General features: G+C 67.4%; 19 protein-coding genes. 7 read left to right on the top strand and 12 right to left on the bottom strand.

The features are described 5' to 3' along the window. Positions 1-28: 28 nt before the first annotated feature. The 4 genes from galT to B0920_RS11790 are packed head-to-tail and all read left to right on the top strand — an operon-like array spanning position 29 to position 5,137. Complete coding sequence (galT, locus tag B0920_RS11805; RefSeq protein ID WP_078032683.1) at positions 29-1,123, top strand: galactose-1-phosphate uridylyltransferase; 1,095 nt, start codon at positions 29-31, stop codon at positions 1,121-1,123. After that, positions 1,120-2,208, top strand: coding sequence for a Xaa-Pro peptidase family protein (locus B0920_RS11800; RefSeq protein ID WP_078032682.1), 1,089 nt, complete (start codon positions 1,120-1,122; stop codon positions 2,206-2,208). The genes galT and B0920_RS11800 overlap by 4 nt, the downstream gene beginning before the upstream one ends. 6 nt (positions 2,209-2,214) lie before the next feature. Then, positions 2,215-3,312, top strand: coding sequence for a galactokinase (gene galK / locus B0920_RS11795; protein ID WP_078032681.1), 1,098 nt, complete (start codon positions 2,215-2,217; stop codon positions 3,310-3,312). Continuing rightward, a complete protein-coding gene (locus B0920_RS11790) occupies positions 3,299-5,137 on the top strand; it encodes a glycoside hydrolase family 2 protein (protein ID WP_078032680.1) in 1,839 nt (612 codons plus the stop codon). The genes galK and B0920_RS11790 overlap by 14 nt, the downstream gene beginning before the upstream one ends. A gap of 152 nt (positions 5,138-5,289) precedes the next feature. Here the strand turns inward: B0920_RS11790 and B0920_RS11785 are convergent, their stop codons facing one another. The 7 genes from B0920_RS11785 to B0920_RS11755 all read right to left on the bottom strand — a co-directional run bounded on the left by B0920_RS11785 (position 5,290) and on the right by B0920_RS11755 (position 10,150). Further along, positions 5,290-5,832 (bottom strand): hypothetical protein, encoded by a 543-nt coding sequence (locus B0920_RS11785; protein ID WP_143745716.1) that lies wholly within the window; start codon positions 5,830-5,832, stop codon positions 5,290-5,292. Between the two features lie 171 nt (positions 5,833-6,003). Next, on the bottom strand, positions 6,004-6,423 hold the full coding sequence (locus B0920_RS11780) for a VanZ family protein (RefSeq protein WP_229455395.1): 420 nt from the start codon (positions 6,421-6,423) through the stop codon (positions 6,004-6,006). Positions 6,424-6,484: 61 nt separating this feature from the next. After that, the gene (locus tag B0920_RS11775; protein ID WP_078032678.1) at positions 6,485-6,805 is read right to left on the bottom strand and encodes a hypothetical protein; all 321 of its coding nucleotides are present in this window, start codon (positions 6,803-6,805) and stop codon (positions 6,485-6,487) included. A gap of 574 nt (positions 6,806-7,379) precedes the next feature. Beyond that, positions 7,380-8,147 (bottom strand): SDR family NAD(P)-dependent oxidoreductase, encoded by a 768-nt coding sequence (locus tag B0920_RS11770; RefSeq protein WP_078032677.1) that lies wholly within the window; start codon positions 8,145-8,147, stop codon positions 7,380-7,382. A 50-nt stretch (positions 8,148-8,197) separates the two neighbouring features. Then, positions 8,198-8,707, bottom strand: coding sequence for a TPM domain-containing protein (locus tag B0920_RS11765; protein ID WP_078032676.1), 510 nt, complete (start codon positions 8,705-8,707; stop codon positions 8,198-8,200). Further along, a complete protein-coding gene (locus B0920_RS11760) occupies positions 8,707-9,537 on the bottom strand; it encodes a YgcG family protein (protein ID WP_078032675.1) in 831 nt (276 codons plus the stop codon). The genes B0920_RS11765 and B0920_RS11760 overlap by 1 nt, the downstream gene beginning before the upstream one ends. A 1-nt stretch (position 9,538) precedes the next feature. After that, entirely contained in the window at positions 9,539-10,150 is a 612-nt protein-coding gene (locus tag B0920_RS11755) for a LemA family protein (RefSeq protein ID WP_078032674.1), read from the bottom strand. A gap of 145 nt (positions 10,151-10,295) precedes the next feature. Between B0920_RS11755 and pyrF the strand changes: the two genes are divergently transcribed. Beyond that, positions 10,296-11,117, top strand: a complete 822-nt coding sequence (pyrF, locus tag B0920_RS11750) for an orotidine-5'-phosphate decarboxylase (RefSeq protein WP_078032673.1) — start codon at positions 10,296-10,298, stop codon at positions 11,115-11,117. Positions 11,118-11,782: 665 nt separating this feature from the next. Here the strand turns inward: pyrF and B0920_RS11745 are convergent. The 3 genes from B0920_RS11745 to B0920_RS11735 form a co-directional block, all read right to left on the bottom strand. Beyond that, entirely contained in the window at positions 11,783-12,106 is a 324-nt protein-coding gene (locus B0920_RS11745) for a hypothetical protein (RefSeq protein WP_078032672.1), read from the bottom strand. 11 nt (positions 12,107-12,117) lie between these two features. Further along, positions 12,118-13,566 (bottom strand): exodeoxyribonuclease I, encoded by a 1,449-nt coding sequence (gene sbcB / locus B0920_RS11740; RefSeq protein ID WP_078032671.1) that lies wholly within the window; start codon positions 13,564-13,566, stop codon positions 12,118-12,120. A gap of 127 nt (positions 13,567-13,693) precedes the next feature. Further along, complete coding sequence (locus B0920_RS11735) at positions 13,694-14,656, bottom strand: GGDEF domain-containing protein (protein ID WP_078032670.1); 963 nt, start codon at positions 14,654-14,656, stop codon at positions 13,694-13,696. Positions 14,657-14,760: 104 nt separating this feature from the next. Here B0920_RS11735 and B0920_RS11730 point away from each other — a divergent pair, with 104 nt between their 5' ends. Continuing rightward, positions 14,761-15,558 carry a helical backbone metal receptor gene (locus B0920_RS11730; protein ID WP_078032669.1) on the top strand — a complete coding sequence of 266 codons (798 nt, stop codon included), beginning with the start codon at positions 14,761-14,763 and terminating at the stop codon, positions 15,556-15,558. 47 nt (positions 15,559-15,605) lie between these two features. On the opposite strand, the gene B0920_RS11725 is transcribed toward B0920_RS11730, so the two are convergent. After that, positions 15,606-15,980, bottom strand: coding sequence for an HPF/RaiA family ribosome-associated protein (locus tag B0920_RS11725; protein ID WP_078032668.1), 375 nt, complete (start codon positions 15,978-15,980; stop codon positions 15,606-15,608). Between the two features lie 382 nt (positions 15,981-16,362). After that, positions 16,363-16,731: a DUF1330 domain-containing protein gene (locus B0920_RS11720; protein WP_078032667.1), complete on the bottom strand. Its 369-nt coding sequence runs from the start codon at positions 16,729-16,731 to the stop codon at positions 16,363-16,365. A gap of 252 nt (positions 16,732-16,983) precedes the next feature. Between B0920_RS11720 and B0920_RS25960 the strand changes: the two genes are divergently transcribed. Next, the gene (locus tag B0920_RS25960) at positions 16,984-17,274 is read left to right on the top strand and encodes a hypothetical protein (protein WP_179119146.1); all 291 of its coding nucleotides are present in this window, start codon (positions 16,984-16,986) and stop codon (positions 17,272-17,274) included. The last annotated feature ends 5 nt before the right edge of the window (positions 17,275-17,279 follow it).

The raw sequence follows: 17,279 nt of genomic DNA, 5'->3' as shown, positions 1-17,279 counted from the left end.
CGGACGTGAACGACAATCATCCATTGCCATGCACAGTAAAGACCTGAAGAAACCGGACGGACGCAATCTCACTCTCTACAGCAACCAGCCGATCCCGGAGGGGCTCACCGCGCCCAGTCCCTTTGCCGATCCCCAGCACGCGAATCCCCACCTGCGCTGGCATCCGCTGCGCGGCGAGTGGGTGACCTATGCGGCCTTCCGCCAGAACAGGACTTACCAGCCGCCGCCGCAGTACAACCCGCTGGCGCCGATCAAGGATCCGGAGCACCCGACCGAGATGCCGGCTGGCGACTACGAGATCGCGGTGTTCGACAACCGCTTCCCCTCGCTGGCGCTGGAGTCGCACGACCCGCCGACCCTGACGGTGCCGACCGCGCCGGCCAACGGCCATTGCGAGGTGGTGGTGTTCACCCAGAACCCGGACGCCGGCCTGGCCTACCTGCCGCTGTCGCGCATCGAGCTGCTGCTCCAGGTCTGGGGCGACCGCACCGTGCGCATCGGCAGCCAGCCGCATATCCACTACGTGCTGCCCTTCGAGAACCGCGGCGCCGAGGTCGGCGTGACCCTGCACCATCCGCATGGCCAGATCTACTCCTATCCCTTCGTGCCGGCGGTGCCGGCGCGCCAGCTGGCCCAGGAACGCGAGTACTACCTGCAGCACGGCGCCAGCCTGCTGTGCGACATGGCGCGCGACGAGGCCGCCGACGGCAAGCGCGTGCTGTTCCAGGACGAGTACGCGATCGCCTTCGTGCCGGCCTGCGCGCGCTACCCCTACGAGGTGTGGGTGATGCCGACCGCGCCCTGCAAGGACTTCGCGGCGCTCACGCCGCCCCAGCGCGAAAGCCTGGCGCGCGCGCTCAAGACCGTGCTGCTCAAGTACGAGAACCTGTGGAACCGGCCTTTCCCTTACCTGATGGCCTGGTACCAGGCGCCGACCGACGGCGCCGAGCATCCGGAAACCCAGCTGCATTGCCAGTTCTATCCGCCTTACCGCACCAAGGACCGGCTCAAGTACCTGGCCGGCACCGAGCTGGCGGCCGGCATGTTCGCGATGGACGTGCTGCCCGAGACCACGGCTTATGAACTGCAGCAGGTGGAGGTCAGGCTGGAGGACCCGGCATGATGGGACTGGAGGCGCGTGCCGCCGAGGTCGCGGACAAGCTGGCGCTGCTGCGCGCCACGCTGGCCCAGGCCGGCGCCGGCGCGATCCGGCTGCGCGGGGTGGACTGGTTCGCCTGGGTCACCGCGGGCGGCTCCAGCAGCGTGCTGCTGGCCGCCGACACCGGCGTGGCCGAGGTGCTGGTCACGGCCGACGAAGCCTGCGTGCTGACCGACGCCATCGAGGCCGAGCGCCTGCGCGCCGAGGAAATCCCGCCCGGCTTCACCTTCCACATCGAGCCCTGGGCCGAACCCGAGCTGCGCGAGCGTTACGTCCAGAACGCGGCGGCGGGACGCGTCCTGCTGTCGGACCGGCCCGTGAACGGCGAGCAGCCGCTGCCCCTGGCCCTGCGCCAGCGCCGCCTGGTGCTGGGACCGGGCGAGCATGAGCGCTACCGCCTGCTGGGACGCGAGGCCGCCGAGGCCATGAGCGAGGCGCTGCGCCGCGCGCGGCCGGAGTGGACCGAATTCGAGCTGGCCGGCGCCGGCGCCGAGGCCTTGTGGCGGCGCGGCATCCACCCGGCCCTGGTGCTGGCCGCCGGCGAGCGGCGCCTGCCGCTGTACCGCCATCCGACCCCGTCCGCCGAGCCGATCGGCCGGCGCGCGATGCTGGTCTTCTGCGCCCGTCGCCACGGCCTGTACGCCAACCTGACGCGCTTCGTCAGCTTCGGCCCGGCGCCGGAGGAACAGCGGGTCCTGCACGACGTCGAGGCCACCGGCCTGGCGGCGGTGGCGCCGGGCAAGTCGCTGTCGGCCGTGTACCACGCGCTGGCCCAAGCCTACCGCCACGCCGACCGCGAGGACGCGATCGCCGAGCACCACCAGGGCGGCATCACCGGCTACCAGGCGCGCGAGATCCTCGCCGGGCCGAGCACCGCCACCCAGCTCGAGACCGGCATGGCCTTCGCGTTCAATCCGAGCTTCGCCGGCATGAAGATCGAAGACACTTTCCTGCTCGGCCCGCAAGGGCTCGAGAACCTGACGTTCGACCCCGGCTGGCCGGCGCTGGACGTACATGGCCGCAAGCGGCCGCTTTGGCTGGAGGCGTGATTAACGATGGTAACGACTGACACCTTTTTCGGCGGCGCGCCCGAGGTGAACGCCTCGGCGCCGGGGCGCGTCAACCTGCTGGGCGAGCATACCGACTACAACGACGGCTACATGCTGCCGGCGGCGACGCCCCAGCGCACCGTGGTGGCGATGAGCCGCAGCGGCGACGATCACTTCCACTTCTATTCGCCGACCCTGGACGCCACCGTCACCTTCCCCAAGGACGGCAGCCCGCCGCAGGGCTTCGGCAGCTATATCGAGGGCTGCATCCGGCTGGTCCAGGCCGAGGGCGTGGAGGTGCCGCCGCTGCGCATCTACGTCGAGACCAACCTGCCGGTCGGCTCCGGCCTGTCGTCTTCGGCGGCGCTGGAAGTGGCGACCCTGCGCGCCATGCGCGCGCTGCTGGGTTTCGAACTCGACGACGTGAAGCTGGCGCGCATCGCCCAGCGCGCCGAGATCGAGTACGCGCACGTGAACTGCGGGATCATGGACCAGATGGCGTCCAGCCTGGCAGACCAGGAGACCATGCTGTTCATCGATGCGCGCACCCTCGAGCACCGCCTGGTGCCGCTGCCGCCCGGGACCGAGGTGATCGTGGTCGACTCCGGCGTGGCGCGCAAGCTGGCGGCCAGCAAGTACAACGAGCGGCGCGCAGAATGCGAGGAAGCGGCGCGCAAGCTGGGCGTGCAGGCGCTGCGCGACGTGGCCGATCCGCAGTCGGTGGAAGCGCTGCCTTCGCCGCTGCGCGAGCGCGCCCGCCACGTGGTGCATGAAAACCTGCGCGTGCTGGAGGCGGCGAAGGGCGTGAGCGCCGAGCGCTTCGGCGAACTGATGAACGCTTCCCACTTCAGCCTGCGCGACGATTACGAGGTGTCGATTCCCGAGCTGGACGCCCTGTGCGACGCGCTGCGCAAGGCGCCCGGCGTGCTCGGGGCGCGCCTGACCGGCGCCGGCTTCGGCGGCGCCTGCGTGGCCTTGTGCCGGGCCGGCCACGCGCAGGAGGCCGCCGCCATCGCGCTGGCGGCATACAACCAACAAGGACGACAGGGCCGGATCCTGGTTCCGGTTCCGACTGACCGAAAGGATAATAATGACTCAGTTTGAATACCCCCGTCCCCAACTGGTGCGCGACCAGTGGCTGAACCTGAACGGCAAGTGGCGATTCTGCTTCGACGACGAAGGACGCTACAGCATGCCGGAAGGCGTCAAGGAATGGACCCACGAGATCACGGTGCCCTTCGCGCCGGAAACCGAGATGAGCGGCATCCACGACACGGGCTTCCACCGCGTCTGCTGGTACGAGCGCGACTTCGAGCTGGCGGCCAACGACGGCCGCACCATCCTGCACTTCGGCGCGGTCGACTACTCGGCGCGGGTGTGGGTGAACGGCCAGCTGGTGGCCGAGCACGAAGGCGGCCACACGCCGTTCTCGGCCGACATCACGGGCGCCATGAAGGAGGACGGCAAGCAGACCGTCACCGTCTGGGTCGAGGATGATCCGGCCGACCTGGCCAAGCCGCGCGGCAAGCAGGACTGGCTGCTGGAGCCGCACTCGATCTGGTATCCGCGCACCACCGGCATCTGGCAGACCGTGTGGGTCGAGCAGGTCGCGCCCACCTATATCCAGTCGCTGCGCTGGACCCCGATCTTCGAGACCTACGAGATCGGCTGCGAGGTGTTCGCGACCGGCGACACCCAGCGCGAACTGTTCGTCGAGGTCAAGATCTGGCATGGCGAGCAGCTGCTCGCGGACGATTACTACAAGCTGCTGGCCGGCGAGGCCAACCGCAAGATCGCGCTGTCCGACCCCGGCATCGACGACTCGCGCAACGAAATCCTGTGGAGCCCTGAACGGCCGACCCTGCTCGACGCCGAGGTCACCCTGCGCTGCGGCGACGTGGTGCTGGACCGCATCCGTTCCTACACGGCGCTGCGCTCGGTGTCGATCAACCGCGACCGCTTCATGCTCAACGGCCGGCCCTACCAGCTGCGCCTGGTGCTCGACCAGGGCTACTGGCCGGAATCCTTCATGACCGCGCCGTCCGACCAGCACCTCAAGCGCGACGTCGAACTGGTCAAGGCGATGGGCTTCAACGGCGTGCGCAAGCACCAGAAGATCGAAGACCCGCGCTTCCTGTACTGGGCCGACCGCCTGGGCCTGCTGGTGTGGGAAGAAATGCCCTCGGCCTACCGCTTCAGTTCGCGCGCGATCACGCGCATGGTGCGCGAATGGACCGAGGCCATCCAGCGCGATTACAGCCATCCCTGCATCATCGTGTGGGTCGCCTTCAACGAATCCTGGGGCGTGCCCAACCTGACCCTGACCCAGGCGCATCGCAATGCGGTCGAAGCCCTTTATCACCTGACGCGCACGCTCGATTCGACGCGCCCGGTGATCGGCAACGACGGCTGGGAAGCCTCGGCCACCGACATCCTCGGCATCCACGACTACGACTGCGACCCCGAGAAGCTGCAGGCGCGCTACGCGGTCACCGACCCGGTGCGCACCCTGTTCGACCAGCGTCGTCCGGGCGGGCGCATCCTCACCCTGGACGGCTTCCCGCATCGCGGCCAGCCGATCGTGCTGACCGAGTTCGGCGGCATCGCCTACGATCCGAAGCAGGATCCGGAAGCGGACAAGACCACCTGGGGCTATACCCGCGCGCATACCTCGGACAGCTTCCTGAACCTGTATCGCCGCCTGCTGCAGGTGGTGAACGAGACCTTCATGTTCAGCGGTTTCTGCTACACCCAGTTCACCGACACCTTCCAGGAAGCCAACGGCCTGCTGAATGCGGACCGCACGCCCAAGCTGCCGCTGGAGGTGATCAGCGCCGCCACGCGCAACGTGAGCCTGCAGCCGCGCAAGGACCTGGAGGCGAGCGGCGACCCGCTGCTGCCGGACCCGCAGCAACGGCCACCCGCCTGAACGCCGGCGCGGGGTCGCCCGGGCGAGCAAGCTCGGCCGGGGCCGGGTCAGCCGTGCCAGGTCAGCCGTGCCGGGTCGCCCGGGCGACGCTGCCTGGGCCGCGCGGAGTGGACCGCGCCTGCCTACGCGCGGTCGGGAGGCGGGGCGGGGCCTCAGCGCTGGATGGCGCCGCCGCCCACGTGCACCCGGTCGCCGCTGCGAAAATCGGGCGGCGTGCCCTGCATGATCACCTGGGTGCTGCCATCGTCCATGCGCAGGGTGATGCGGTAGGCGTCGGCGCTGCCGCCGGTGGCCCCCTGGCTGCCGCTGGAGCCGCTGGTCGCGCTGCCGTTCATGCCGGCCGCGGCCGAGGGAACCGCCTCGATCACCAGCACCGTGCCGTTGGGGGCCATCGACTGGCCCGCGCCGGCTGCCCCTTCCTGGGCGGACGAGGAGCCGGTGGCGCCGGCCGCGCCGGAAGCGCCCTGGCTGCCGCTGCTGCCGATGGGGTTGCCCGAGCCGCCGGTGGCGCTGCCCGAGCCATGGCTGCTGGAACCGCCGCTGCCGGACTGGCCACCGCTGCCCGTGGTCGCGCCCGACGAGCTCGAACCCGAGGCGCCGGATTCCCCGCCCCAGCCCATGCTCTTGCAGCCGGACAAGACCAGCGCCGCCGCCAGCAAGCCCGCCAGGACCACGCTTCTTTGTTGTCGCTTCATGTTCGCTCCTCGTGTGTTGGTTTCAGTGGGTGTGCGTGACGATGCAGCGCGCCACGCTGTTAAGAGGCGGGAACGGGGCGGGCGTTCCAGCGGACTCGGGCTGGAGCTCGACTGGATCAAGCAGAAGGGTAAAGCACGGAACTTTTTACGGCGTTGTTCCGTGCGCCGGTCTCAGGGAAGACGGGCCGGGGCGGCCTTGAGGGTGCAGACGGCCAGCACGCCGGAGGCGAGCAGGGCGGCCGTGATGTCGATCAGCCAGTCGCGAATGTCGCCCGAGCGGTAGGGCAGGAAGCTCTGCACCAGCTCGTCGAAGGCGCCCATCAGGGCGATCGCCAGCACGGCCTTGGCGGCGCGCGCGGCGGCGCCGCCGGCGCTGCCCAGGTACCAGAGCGCGGTCAGGAAGCCATAGGTGCAGCCGTGCAGCACCAGTCCGGTCACCCATACTCCCACGCTGGCCCGCGCGCCGGGAATCGAGCCGGCGATCACGACGCCGGCGAACAGGGCGAGGGCCACGGCGCGCAGGCGCAGGCGGGCGGTGGCGTCGAGCGTCAGCAGGGTGGACAGGAAGGGCATGGCGGGCATGGCGGGCATGGCTGGTCAAAATGCCAACCATACCATGCCCCGGGGCTCCTTGCCCACACAACAGTTCCGGTTAGATTGTCAGCGCCGGAGCGCCGTCGGCGTAGTGCGCGTCGAAGCAGGCGGCGCAATCGGCGCAGAACAGATGGGCTTTGCGCACGCTGCTCTGGCGCAGCACCAGTTTGAGATGGGTGTGCTGGCACTTCGGGCAGACTTCGCGTACCTGGCCGAAGGTCAGCAGGTTGAGCGGGACTGTGTCGCCGTCGAGATGGTCGACGACGGCTTGCGGATTCAGTTCGCTGAGGATGAGGTCTCCGGCCTCGTGGTGACGCCGGCATGCCACGGCGGTATCGCCGGGCAAGTGCGAGTTCAAGTCAGGTGCACGTACGCTCATAGGTCAGGCTCCCATTATCGTGTCGTGGTAACGCCGCAACCGCCCTCAAGAAAAAGAAAAGCAGCTGCACGAACTTCATCATTGCCCAAATGCCGCAAGGCTTCAAGCTCTGTGGCGAGTTTTTTCTTGCACTGTTGCTACACGGGAGAAAAAAATGCCCACCTGGAACGGGCGGGCACAACCCAAGATAGGGCCAAGAGACAGAGAAAGCGGTCGGTGTGGCTGCGCCCCCGGCGCACCACACCTTGCTGCCACCACGCATATCGGTTGCGTGTGCGGCAGGTGAGTCAAAGTATAGGGAAGCTTTGTGACGCAGGTGTGACAGTTCTCAACAGTGCGCAGGATCGAGGGAACCAAGCCGAAGCGCGAAGATCGAAACCAGATTTGGTCGCCGTCCTGTGCCGCGCCAGGACAAAAAAAAGCCCGCTCAGAGCGGGCTTGAAGACTATTTTCTTGGAGGAGAATAGTGGAGACAGGTGCATTATGCTGGGCCTCCAAATATCAGTCCAATTTAGATTGCGGATACCAGACATTCCAATAACGCATATCTGGCCTGAGCGCGTATTCCTGGCGCTTATTCGCGCACCGGGACCGTGTAGTTGAGCGCCATGCGCCCGCCGTCGGCATACAGGGTCTGGCCGGTCATGTAGGAGGCGTCGTCGCTGGCCAGGAAGGCGGCGATGGACGCCACTTCCTCCGGCTCGCCGCAGCGGCCGAGCGGGGTGCGCGACAGGATGGTGCGGCGCGCTTCCGGGCTGCCGAGCACCGCCTGTTTCGCCAGTTCGGTGAGGATGGTGCCGGGGCCGATGGCGTTCACGCGGATGCCGTGCTGGGCCAGGCTGATGGCCGCGACCCGGGTGAGTTGGTTGACGCCGCCCTTCGACACCACATAGGGCACCTGGTTCGGAATCGTCAGCTCGGCGTTGACGCTCGACATATTGATGATGCTGCCGCCTTCGCCGCGCGCCACCATGTGGCGCGCCACGGCCTGGCTGCACAGGAACATGGATTTCAGGTTGATGCGCAGCACGCGGTCGAAGTCCTCTTCCTCGAGATCGAGGAAGTCGGCGGCGTGGGTGACGCCGGCATTGTTGACCAGGATGTCGATGCGCCCGAAGGCGTCCAGCGTGGCCTGGACCAGGGCCTCGACTTCGGTCTTGCGGCTAACGTCGGCCTGGAAGAAGTGTGCGCCTGCGCCCAGCCGGGCCGCGGCGTCGCGCCCTTCGGGGCGGATGTCGGCCAGCATGACCTGGGCGCCTTCGCGCAGCAGGCGTTCGGCGCAGGCATAGCCGATGCCCTGGCTGGCCCCGGTGACGATGGCGATCTTCTGTTGGAGTTTCATGGCGGCCTTTCGCTGATGAGGGAAAGCCGCCATTCTACCCACAGCGCCGCTCACAGCATCAGGGGTTTGTCAGGCAATTCGTTGGGCCGGGCGCCGTCGGCAGGGAAATGCTGGCGCAGCAGGTCGTTGACCTGGCCGATGGCGGCCAGCGTGGCGTCGTGGAACCTGCCTTGCTTGAAGCCCTCGGTCATGGTGCGGCACACGGCCTGCCAGGTGGCGCGGTCGATGCGGCGGTCGATGCCCCGGTCGGCCACGATGTCGACCTTGTGCTCGGCCAGGTTCACGTAGATCAGCACGCCGCAATTGTCCTCGGTGTCCCACACGCCGCAGTCGGCGAACAGGGCGATGGCGCGTTCGCGGTTGCTCACGCCGTCCCAGGCGCAGTCGAGGGGCAGGGCGCGCTCGACGACCACGCGCACTTCGCCGCGGTGGGTCTGTTCGCCCTGGGTGATGGCCTCGGCGATCGCGCGCAGGGTGGCGTCGGGGAAGGCGCGCCTGGCCTCGGCCTTGCTGCTGCTCAGGTGACGCCATGCACGGCGCAGTCTTTGTGCGAAGCCCATTACCAGTCTCCCGAGGCGCCGCCGCCGTCGAAGCTGCCGCCGCCTCCCGAAAAGCCGCCGCCGCCGAAGCCGCCGCCCCCGCCGAAGCCGCCGCCTCCGCCGCGGTGCATATTGCCGATGATATTGCCCAGAATGAAGCCGGTGGTCGCGCTGCCCAAGCTGCTATGGCCCCAGCCGGGCGCGATGCGCGAGCGGCGCGGGCGGAACATGGAGCGCAGGATCAGGAAGCCGACGATCAGGGGAATGAGGCCGAACAGCCAGCCGCCGACACCCTCGTCCTGCACCGGCCCGGATTGCCCGCGCGGCTCCTGGGGCGCCGGGAAGCTTTCCTTGTCGAGCAGGGCGGCGATCGCCCCCACGCCGGCCACCAGGCCTTCGTAGTAATGCTCCTGGCGGAAATGCGGCGCGATCACATCCTGCAGAATGCGTTTCGACTGGGCGTCGGTCAGCACGCCCTGGACGCCGCGCCCGGCCTCGATGCGCAGGCGGCGCAGCGCGCTCGGGTTGTCGCGCGCCACCAGCAGCAGCACGCCGTCGTCCACGCCCTTGCGGCCCAGCTTCCAGGCATCGGCGACGCGGATGCTGTACTGCTCGATCGCCTCGGGCTCGGTGGAGGCGACTAGCAGGACAGCGATCTGGCTGCCGGTGCGGGCCTCGTAGTCGGCCAGCACGGCTTCCAGGCGCTGGCGCTGGACCGCTTCCAGCATGCCGGCCTGGTCGGTGACGCGCGCCGCGCGCGGCGGCACTTCCTTGAGCTGGGCGAAGGCTGGCGCCGCGGCCAGGAAGGCCAGGGCCAGCACCAGGGACCAGAGGCAGCGCAGGCGCCCCATCTTATTTGCCGAAGTCGACGGTCGGCGCGGTCGAGATCGCCTTCTCGTTCTCGACGGTGAAGGAAGGCTTGGTCTCGTAGCCGAAGACCATGGCCGTCAGGTTATTCGGGAACTTGCGCACCGTGACGTTGTAGTCCTGGACCGCCGCGATGTAGCGCTGGCGCGCCACCGTGATGCGGTTCTCGGTGCCTTCGAGCTGGGACTGCAGGTCGCGGAAGCTGGTGTCGGCCTTCAGGTCGGGATATTTTTCGGACACGGCCATGAGGCGCGAGAGTGCGCCGGACAGTTCGCCTTGCACCTGCTGGAATTTCTGGAAGGCTTCCGGGTTGTTCAGCACCTCGGGCGTGATCTGGAAGCTGGTGGCCTGGGCGCGGGCGCGCGTGACGGCTTCGAGGGTTTCGCGCTCGTGCGAGGCATAGCCCTTGACGGTGTTCACCAGGTTGGGAATCAGGTCGGCGCGGCGCTGGTACTGGTTCACCACCTCGCCCCACGACGCTTTGACGGCCTCGTCCTTGGTCTGGAACTCGTTGTAGCCGCAGCCGCTCAGGAGCGTGGTGGCCAGCACGGCCACGCTGAGGAATCGGAACCAGCGGGAGAACAGGGAATGCGTCATGATGGTTAGTCCGTACAAGTTGTTGAATAAGCAAAATATACAGTAAATACCCGGGCGAGGGCGCGTCGGCGCCGGATTGCTGCCCGCCGCAAGCCTGCCGGGTACAATATTGGGTTTGCCATGACTAAGTTACAAGGGGTGCCACGTGAATTTCATTAACAAGCTGTCGGCGGCATGGACCCGCAACAATTCGCTGCTGTGCGTGGGCCTCGACCCGGACCTGGCGCGCCTGCCGGCCGAGCTGCGCGACGCGCCGGACGGCATCGCGCGCTTCTGCAAGGCCATCATCGACGCGACCGCCGACCTGGCCTGCGCCTTCAAGCCGCAGATCGCCTATTTCGCGGCGCTGGGGGCGGAGGATCAGCTGGAAGCCATTTGCCGCTACCTGCGCGACACCTACCCGCACATCCCGCTGGTGCTGGACGCCAAGCGCGGCGACATCGGCGCCACCGCCCACCAGTACGCACGCGAGGCCTTCGAGCGCTATGGCGCGGACGCGGTGACGGTGAATCCCTACATGGGTTTCGATTCGGTGGAGCCCTACATGGCCTGGGATGACCGCGGCGTGATCGTGCTGTGCCGCACCTCGAACGCGGGCGGTTCGGACCTGCAGTTCCTGGACGTGGGCGGGGTGCCGCTGTACCAGCACGTGGCGCGCCTGGTGGCCGACAAGTGGAACAAGAACGGCCAGAGCGCGCTGGTGGTGGGGGCGACCTTCCCCGACGAGATCGCGCAGGTGCGCAAGCTGGTGGGGGACATGCCCTTGCTGATTCCGGGCATCGGCGCCCAGGGCGGAGATATCGAAGCGACCGTCAAGGCGGGCCGCAGCGCCGACGGGACCGGGATGATGATCAATTCCTCGCGCGCCATTCTGTACGCAGCGCCGAAGGAGGGCGAGGATTTCGCCGCGGCCGCGCGCCGGGTGGCGATGGAGACGCGCGACGCGATCAACGCGCATCGCGGCTGAGGGCGAACCACGTTTCACCAGCCCTCGCAGCTCGTTCCGGCAAAGGCCTTGGCGGTCCCGCCGGAACCCAGGTGCCGCATGCGCCGCCGCAGCGCCACGAACTTGGGCACCGGCCTTCGCCGGTGCGACGGTTTCGAGGCTTCGCACATGCGGCGGTTGAGGGCTATCCACCAGCCCATGCACGTCGTTCCGGCGAAGGCCGGAACCCAAGTTTTGCATGCGCTCCCACAGCGCCACGAACTTGGGCACCCGCCTTCGCGGGTGCGACGGTTGTAGGCTAACGAGAGGAAGATGCGATGGAGCAGCGCGATGCGATCCACGTACATCGCGGCTGATACTGACCCACATCCCACCAGCCCATGCACGTCGTTCCCGCGAAGGCCTCGGCGGCCCCGCGGAACCCAAGTTCTGCAAGCGCCGTGACAGCGCCCCGAACTTGGGCACCGGCCTTCGCCGGTGCGACGGTTGAGGGCCATCTATTAGCTCATGCACGTCGTTCCGGCGAAGGCCGGAACCCAAGTTCTGCATGCGCTGCCGCAGCGCCACGGACTGGGGCACCGGCCTTCGCCGGTGCGACGGTTAAGGGCCGACGCCGATGCGACGGTTAAGGGCCTACGCCGGTGCGACGGTTTCACGCTGACGAGCGGTGCCGGGGCGAGATTCCTTCAGCCTTGATTGGAGCCCTGCCGCAGCAAGCCCTCCAGCCTGCCTTTCGCCTCCGGCCCCAGCTTGTCCGCCGCCGAACGCAGGCAATCCACCGTCTCGGCCCGCACGGCCTCACGCGTAGACAGATTGCAGGTGAGTGCCAACTCCACCAGGAAGTTCTTGTCCTGCTCCGGCATGCTCTCGACCTGCGGCCACACGGTCCCCAGCTGGCTCATGGTATTGCTCGAATGCGTCTTGAGCATGTACTTCGCCCCAACGACGCCGAACAGGGCCAGGGCCAGCAGCACTCCCGCCAGCCACAGCAGCGAAGGTGGTTTGTTCATCGCTTCCCCTTTCAATAACGCGCCGGCGCGATCTGCTCGGCATAGTCGTAGAGCGCCCCGAGGATCTCCTCGGCCCGCTCGTCCGCCGTCTCCGACAAGGCGTCGATCTCGCCGAACAGCTGCTCCACCGTCCTTGCCCCGGCCGCGCCGTCGAACAGGCGGGCCGCGCGGTGATCTTCCCAGCGCTGCATTTCCTGCTCCGACAAGGTGTGCGGGAAGTTGCGCGCGCGGTAGCGGAACAGCAGCTCGCTCAGGCGCTCGTCCTCGAAGCTGGGGCGCTGGCCGGCGAGGGCGGCGGGCGCTTCGGCGCGCAGCGATTCCAGCTTGCGCCGGTCGCCATTGCTGACGAAGCCGCCGTACAGGTCTTCGTCCACGTCCACCGCATCGCCCGCGGCCGGCTTCTGGAACACCTGGGCCCAGACCGATTTCATGTCGCGCCCGGCGGCGGCGATGGCGGCGTGGGCGCGGCCGCGCTCCAGGTCGATGTCCCAGCGCGTGGCCAGCTCCGGCTTCAGGGTCTTCAGGTTCCCCACCAGCATCGGCGACTTGTTCAGGTGCACGCTCTTGACCGGCAGGCGGCTCACGCCCTCGGGCAGCTCGGCGCTGCGCGTGAACATGCGCATGCGGATGGTCTCGACGTCCAGGCCGAACAGCTCGGACGGATCGTGGCGGAGGTCCCAGACCAGGATCTCGTTCTTGTTGGTGGGGTGCTGGGCCAGCGGCCACACCAGGCCCAGGCAGCCGTACTCGACCGGGAACATGCCGGACACGTGCAGGAAGGGCTGGCGCTGCGACGGGTCGAGATGCAGGCCCATCTCGGCGGCAACGCGGTCCTTGCGGCGCAGCTCCAGGCAGAAGTCGAACAGGCGCGGCTGCTTGTCGCGGATCAGGCGCGCCAGGGCAATGGTGGCGCGCACGTCGGACAGCGCGTCGTGGGCGCTGTCGTGCGCCAGGCCGTTGGCGGCGCTCAGGTGCTCCAGGCGGAAGCTCGGCTTGCCGTCCTCGCGGGTCGGCCATTCGATGCCTTCCGGGCGCAGGGCGTAGACCATGCGCACCACGTCCAGCAGGTCCCAGCGGCCGCAGCCGTTCTGCCATTCGCGCGCATATGGGTCGATCAGGTTGCGCCAGAACAGGAAGCGGGTCACCTCGTCGTCGAAGCGGATGGTGTTGTAGCCGACCCCGACCGTGCCGGGTTCGCTGAAGGCGGCCTCGATGCGGCGCGCGAATTCATACTCCGGCACGCCTCGCTCGAGGCATTGCTGCGGGGTGATGCCGGTGATCAGGCAGGACTGCGGATCGGGCAGGAAGTCGTTGGCCGGCTGGCAGTACAGCATGATCGGCTCGCCGATCTCGTTGAGCGCCGCATCGGTGCGGATCGCGGCGAACTGGGCCGGGCGGTCGCGGCGCGGGGTCGCGCCGAAGGTTTCGTAGTCGTGCCAGAGGAAGGTATGGGTGCTCATGTATTCTTCTTGTCGTATGCGGACGGCCGCCATGGTGGCATAGATCGGCCGCGCCGTCACGGCTAGCCGTCATGGCTAGCCGTCATGGCCGCGCCCTCGGCCCGTGTGCTCAGGGGGGACGCGGGGATCAGGCGCTGACGCGGTCGCGGCCGGCCTGCTTGGCGCGGTAGAGGGCGGCGTCGGCGTCGGCCACCAGGCTGCGTTCGTCGCCGCCCGGTGCCAGGCAGGCAACCCCGAAGGAACCGGTGAGATGGGGCAGGGCCAGGCGCATGTCGGGGAATACGATGGCCGCGCGCAGGCGCAGGCACAGGCGCTCGGCCACTATGGTGGCCAGCTCGGCGTTGGTGTCGGGCAGGACCGCCAGCATTTCCTCGCCGCCGTAGCGCACCGCGAAGTCCGAGGGACGCAGGGCGCTGCGGATGACATTGGCCGCCGCCGAGAGCGCGGCGTCGCCGGCCAGGTGGCCGTGGGTGTCGTTGAAGCGCTTGAAGTGATCGAGGTCGATCATCACCAGCGACAGCGGGGCGCCGTCCTGGCGGGCGCGCGCCACCAGCTTGGGCAGCATTTCGTTGAGCCAGGCGCGGTTGTAGAGGCCGGTGAGCCCGTCGTTGAGCGAGAGCTGGCGGTAGAACTCGCCCAGCTTCTGGCGCCGGCGCAGCAGGGCGTTGGCGGCGCGCACGCGGAAGGAGAGCAGGCGCAGCAGGTTGCGCGCCAGGACGTTGGAGCGGTCGATCAGTTCCCACACCAGGTCCGACTCGACCACCAGCAGCTCGCAGTCCTCGAGGGCGGTCATGGCGGCCAGGTTGACCGCGTCGTCCAGCACCGCCTGTTCGCCCGCGCTCTCGCCGGGCAGGATGCGGCTGGTGCCTTCGTCGTCGCCGGTCAGGGTGTTGGATGCGATCTCGAGCATGCCCGACAGCACAATGTAGAGCCGGGCGCGGGCGCCGTCCTCGATGCGCTGCCCGCACGCCAGCCGCACCACCGTGCAGGCGGCCAGGGCGGCGGCAACGGCGGGGTCATGTTCGCCGCGGAAGAGTTGCAGGTCGCGGGCGGTATAGCGGGAAGCACCAAAGGTGCCGATCTGTTCCAAGTGAATCCTCGAGCGTGCTTACAGTCAACATCCATTGCATGATACCGCAAGTTACTGCTGAGTTTGGGGTGGCGTTCCATAAACAACAGTGGTCCAATACCGCCATGACCAATTCCGCTCTCCGCGACGCGCTCGGCCGCGTCCATGCGCCCGCGCCGGGCGCCCGCATCGTCTCCCTGGTGCCCTCGATTACCGAACTGCTGTGCGATCTGGGCCTGGCCCCGCAGCTGGTCGGGCGCACCGGCTTTTGCATCCATCCGAAAGAAACGGTGGCGGCGATTCCGAAGGTGGGCGGGACCAAGGACGTCAATCTCGACAAGATCCGCCGGCTGGCGCCCACCCACGTGGTGGTCAACATTGACGAAAATGAAAAACCGACCGTGGACGCGCTGGCCGAATTCGTCCCCCACATCGTGGTGACCCATCCGCTCGGGCCGCGCGACAACCTGGAGCTGGCGCGGCTGATGGGCGGCGTGTTCTGCGTAGAGGAGAGGGCCGAAGCCTGGTGCGCGCAGTTCGAGGACGAACTCGCGCAGCTGCGCGCCTTGCCGCCGGGGCCGCCGCGCACGGTGTTGTACTGCATCTGGCAGGATCCGTGGATGAGCATTTCGGCGGGCACCTACATCGCCGCCATGCTGGCCGAGCTGGGCTGGAAGATCCCCGATCTGGGGCAGGCGCGCTATCCGCGCTTCGAGTGGTCGCAGGCGCTGGTGGACGGGCTGGACGCGGTGCTGCTGTCGACCGAGCCCTACCGCTTCACGGAAGCGCATGCGGATGCGCTCGAGAAGCAGCTCGGCATCCCGGTATTGCTGGTCGACGGCGAGATGATGTCTTGGTATGGCAGCCGCGCGCTGGCCGGCCTGCGCTACCTGCGCTTACTGCGGGAGATGCTGGAAGGCTGAAAAAAAAGCACGCCCCGGGGGACGTGCCGGCATGGAGGGCTGGCGGATCAGGAATCCGTCAGGTGCTTGTCCGAGAGCGGATCGACGATCGCGGGCGTGCTGTGCTTGTTCTTATCCTGCAGGCGGCCGATGGCGCTGTCGAGGGCGCGGGCCAGCTTGGCGCCGGCGTCGTGGATGGCCTGGCGCAGGTCGACCCCGTGGTCGTGCACGACCACCGGTTGGTAGCCGGAAACGCGCGCTTCCATCATGCAGTAGTTGCCGCCGTCGGCCTTCTTCTCGCGGTGCTCGTTACTGAGGTGCACGTCGACCCGGTTGACGTGGCCGTCGAAGCGTCCGATGGAGGAGCGCACGACGGATTCCACATGCTCGTCCAGCCCCTGGTGATTGGAGATGGTGTTATCGGTATTCACGTTGATTTGCATGGCTTGCTCCTGTTGTCACGTTTTCCCCATCTTACACGTCCCACCAAAACCGCCGCGCCCGATCCCGCGCCCTTACAAAAGCAGAGTCGGCTTCAAACCGCGAAAACTAGGGTCGGAGTCGAATTGTTTGACAACTTTTCACTCTAGATCGAAAACTCGACTCCGACCCCATTTGTTTTTTGCTCGTCGAGCTCGCCAAAGCATGGATCGTCAGAAGCACAAGTAAGCCGAGCCTGCGACAACTCAAACGGCGTGCACCCGATTTTGCCAATGTGCAAAGAAAAAAAGAGGGTCGGAGTCGATTTTTCGAGCAATTGTCAAAAGTTGTCAAACAATTCGACTCCGACCCCAGTTGTTCTAGGGGACTCGTGCGAGTAGGCGCTTAGCTGGCGCGTGTCGACTGTGGCGCGGCGTGGGGCTTGAGACTTGGCGGGGTGAGCAGATCGATGCCGCGGTGGCCGGGCGGGACGCCGTCGACTACGAACACCCGGCCGACGGTGTTGGCGCTGCGAAGGGGCTGGATGGCGCGGTATTCGGGCGAGCGATACCAGGCCAGCGCCTGCTCGCGGTCCGGGAAACGGATCGCGACCAGGTCGGCGTCGAAGCTGCCTTCCAGTACCGCGCACGGGCCGCCATGGATCGCGTATTCGCCGCCATAGGGCGCGAGCGTCGCGTCGATCCGCTCCAGGTAATGCACGATCTCCTGGTTCATGGTCGTGCTGTCGATGATGGCGATGGCATATGCGCTCATGGTGTCCTCCTGATGTTTGATGGAGCACATTGTCGATGGGCTGAGCGGAGGCGGCGATTACTTGTCAGGTAATCGAAAGACGCTCGCGGCGGCCCGCTTGTCGCACTTCTGCCACGCGCGCGGATGTGAATTCCGCTGATCGCGGCCTGTTTAGCCCGCTCGCTAAACATATTTTTCTCAATTGCAACGATTTGAGAGATTTCCCGGCGTCCCCGATTTGTAGAATCGGCTCATCTGTTCATATTTTCAATCATGGCGACCACATTCAGGCACCCCGGCACAGGCCGCTGCGAGACCGTCGGGACGCGCAGCTCGCTGCTCGCCCTGTTCGGCAACATCGCCTACCTGGCCTACCAAGGACTCTGGACCCATGTCTTCATGGCCGGCGTCATCCTCGTCATCCCCATCCTGCTGTGCTGCGGCTGGATGGTGGCCTTCACCTTGCCGCTGCTGTCGCTCGCCTACGCCTTTTGCATCCAGGACCTCCTGGCCGCCCGCTTCCTCGACCAGGGCTGGGTCGAGCAGCCGCCCGCGGGACGCTGACGCGT

Source organism: Massilia sp. KIM (assembly GCF_002007115.1).
Taxonomy (GTDB): Bacteria; Pseudomonadota; Gammaproteobacteria; order Burkholderiales; family Burkholderiaceae_D; genus Telluria.
This window is presented reverse-complemented; position numbering and strand designations above follow the sequence as displayed.

Coding starts and splice junctions, on each gene's coding strand:
- galK (WP_078032681.1), top strand. CDS start 2,215: ATGGTAACGACTGACACCTTTTTCGGCGGCGCGCCCGAGGTGAACGCC.
- B0920_RS11785 (WP_143745716.1), bottom strand. CDS start 5,832: ATGAAGCGACAACAAAGAAGCGTGGTCCTGGCGGGCTTGCTGGCGGCG.
- B0920_RS11755 (WP_078032674.1), bottom strand. CDS start 10,150: ATGACGCATTCCCTGTTCTCCCGCTGGTTCCGATTCCTCAGCGTGGCC.
- B0920_RS11760 (WP_078032675.1), bottom strand. CDS start 9,537: ATGGGGCGCCTGCGCTGCCTCTGGTCCCTGGTGCTGGCCCTGGCCTTC.
- B0920_RS11720 (WP_078032667.1), bottom strand. CDS start 16,731: ATGAGCGCATATGCCATCGCCATCATCGACAGCACGACCATGAACCAG.
- B0920_RS11765 (WP_078032676.1), bottom strand. CDS start 8,707: ATGGGCTTCGCACAAAGACTGCGCCGTGCATGGCGTCACCTGAGCAGC.
- sbcB (WP_078032671.1), bottom strand. CDS start 13,566: ATGAGCACCCATACCTTCCTCTGGCACGACTACGAAACCTTCGGCGCG.
- B0920_RS11780 (WP_229455395.1), bottom strand. CDS start 6,423: ATGCCCGCCATGCCCGCCATGCCCTTCCTGTCCACCCTGCTGACGCTC.
- B0920_RS11800 (WP_078032682.1), top strand. CDS start 1,120: ATGATGGGACTGGAGGCGCGTGCCGCCGAGGTCGCGGACAAGCTGGCG.
- B0920_RS11775 (WP_078032678.1), bottom strand. CDS start 6,805: ATGAGCGTACGTGCACCTGACTTGAACTCGCACTTGCCCGGCGATACC.
- galT (WP_078032683.1), top strand. CDS start 29: ATGCACAGTAAAGACCTGAAGAAACCGGACGGACGCAATCTCACTCTC.
- B0920_RS11745 (WP_078032672.1), bottom strand. CDS start 12,106: ATGAACAAACCACCTTCGCTGCTGTGGCTGGCGGGAGTGCTGCTGGCC.
- B0920_RS11790 (WP_078032680.1), top strand. CDS start 3,299: ATGACTCAGTTTGAATACCCCCGTCCCCAACTGGTGCGCGACCAGTGG.
- B0920_RS11725 (WP_078032668.1), bottom strand. CDS start 15,980: ATGCAAATCAACGTGAATACCGATAACACCATCTCCAATCACCAGGGG.
- B0920_RS11730 (WP_078032669.1), top strand. CDS start 14,761: ATGACCAATTCCGCTCTCCGCGACGCGCTCGGCCGCGTCCATGCGCCC.
- B0920_RS25960 (WP_179119146.1), top strand. CDS start 16,984: ATGGCGACCACATTCAGGCACCCCGGCACAGGCCGCTGCGAGACCGTC.
- B0920_RS11770 (WP_078032677.1), bottom strand. CDS start 8,147: ATGAAACTCCAACAGAAGATCGCCATCGTCACCGGGGCCAGCCAGGGC.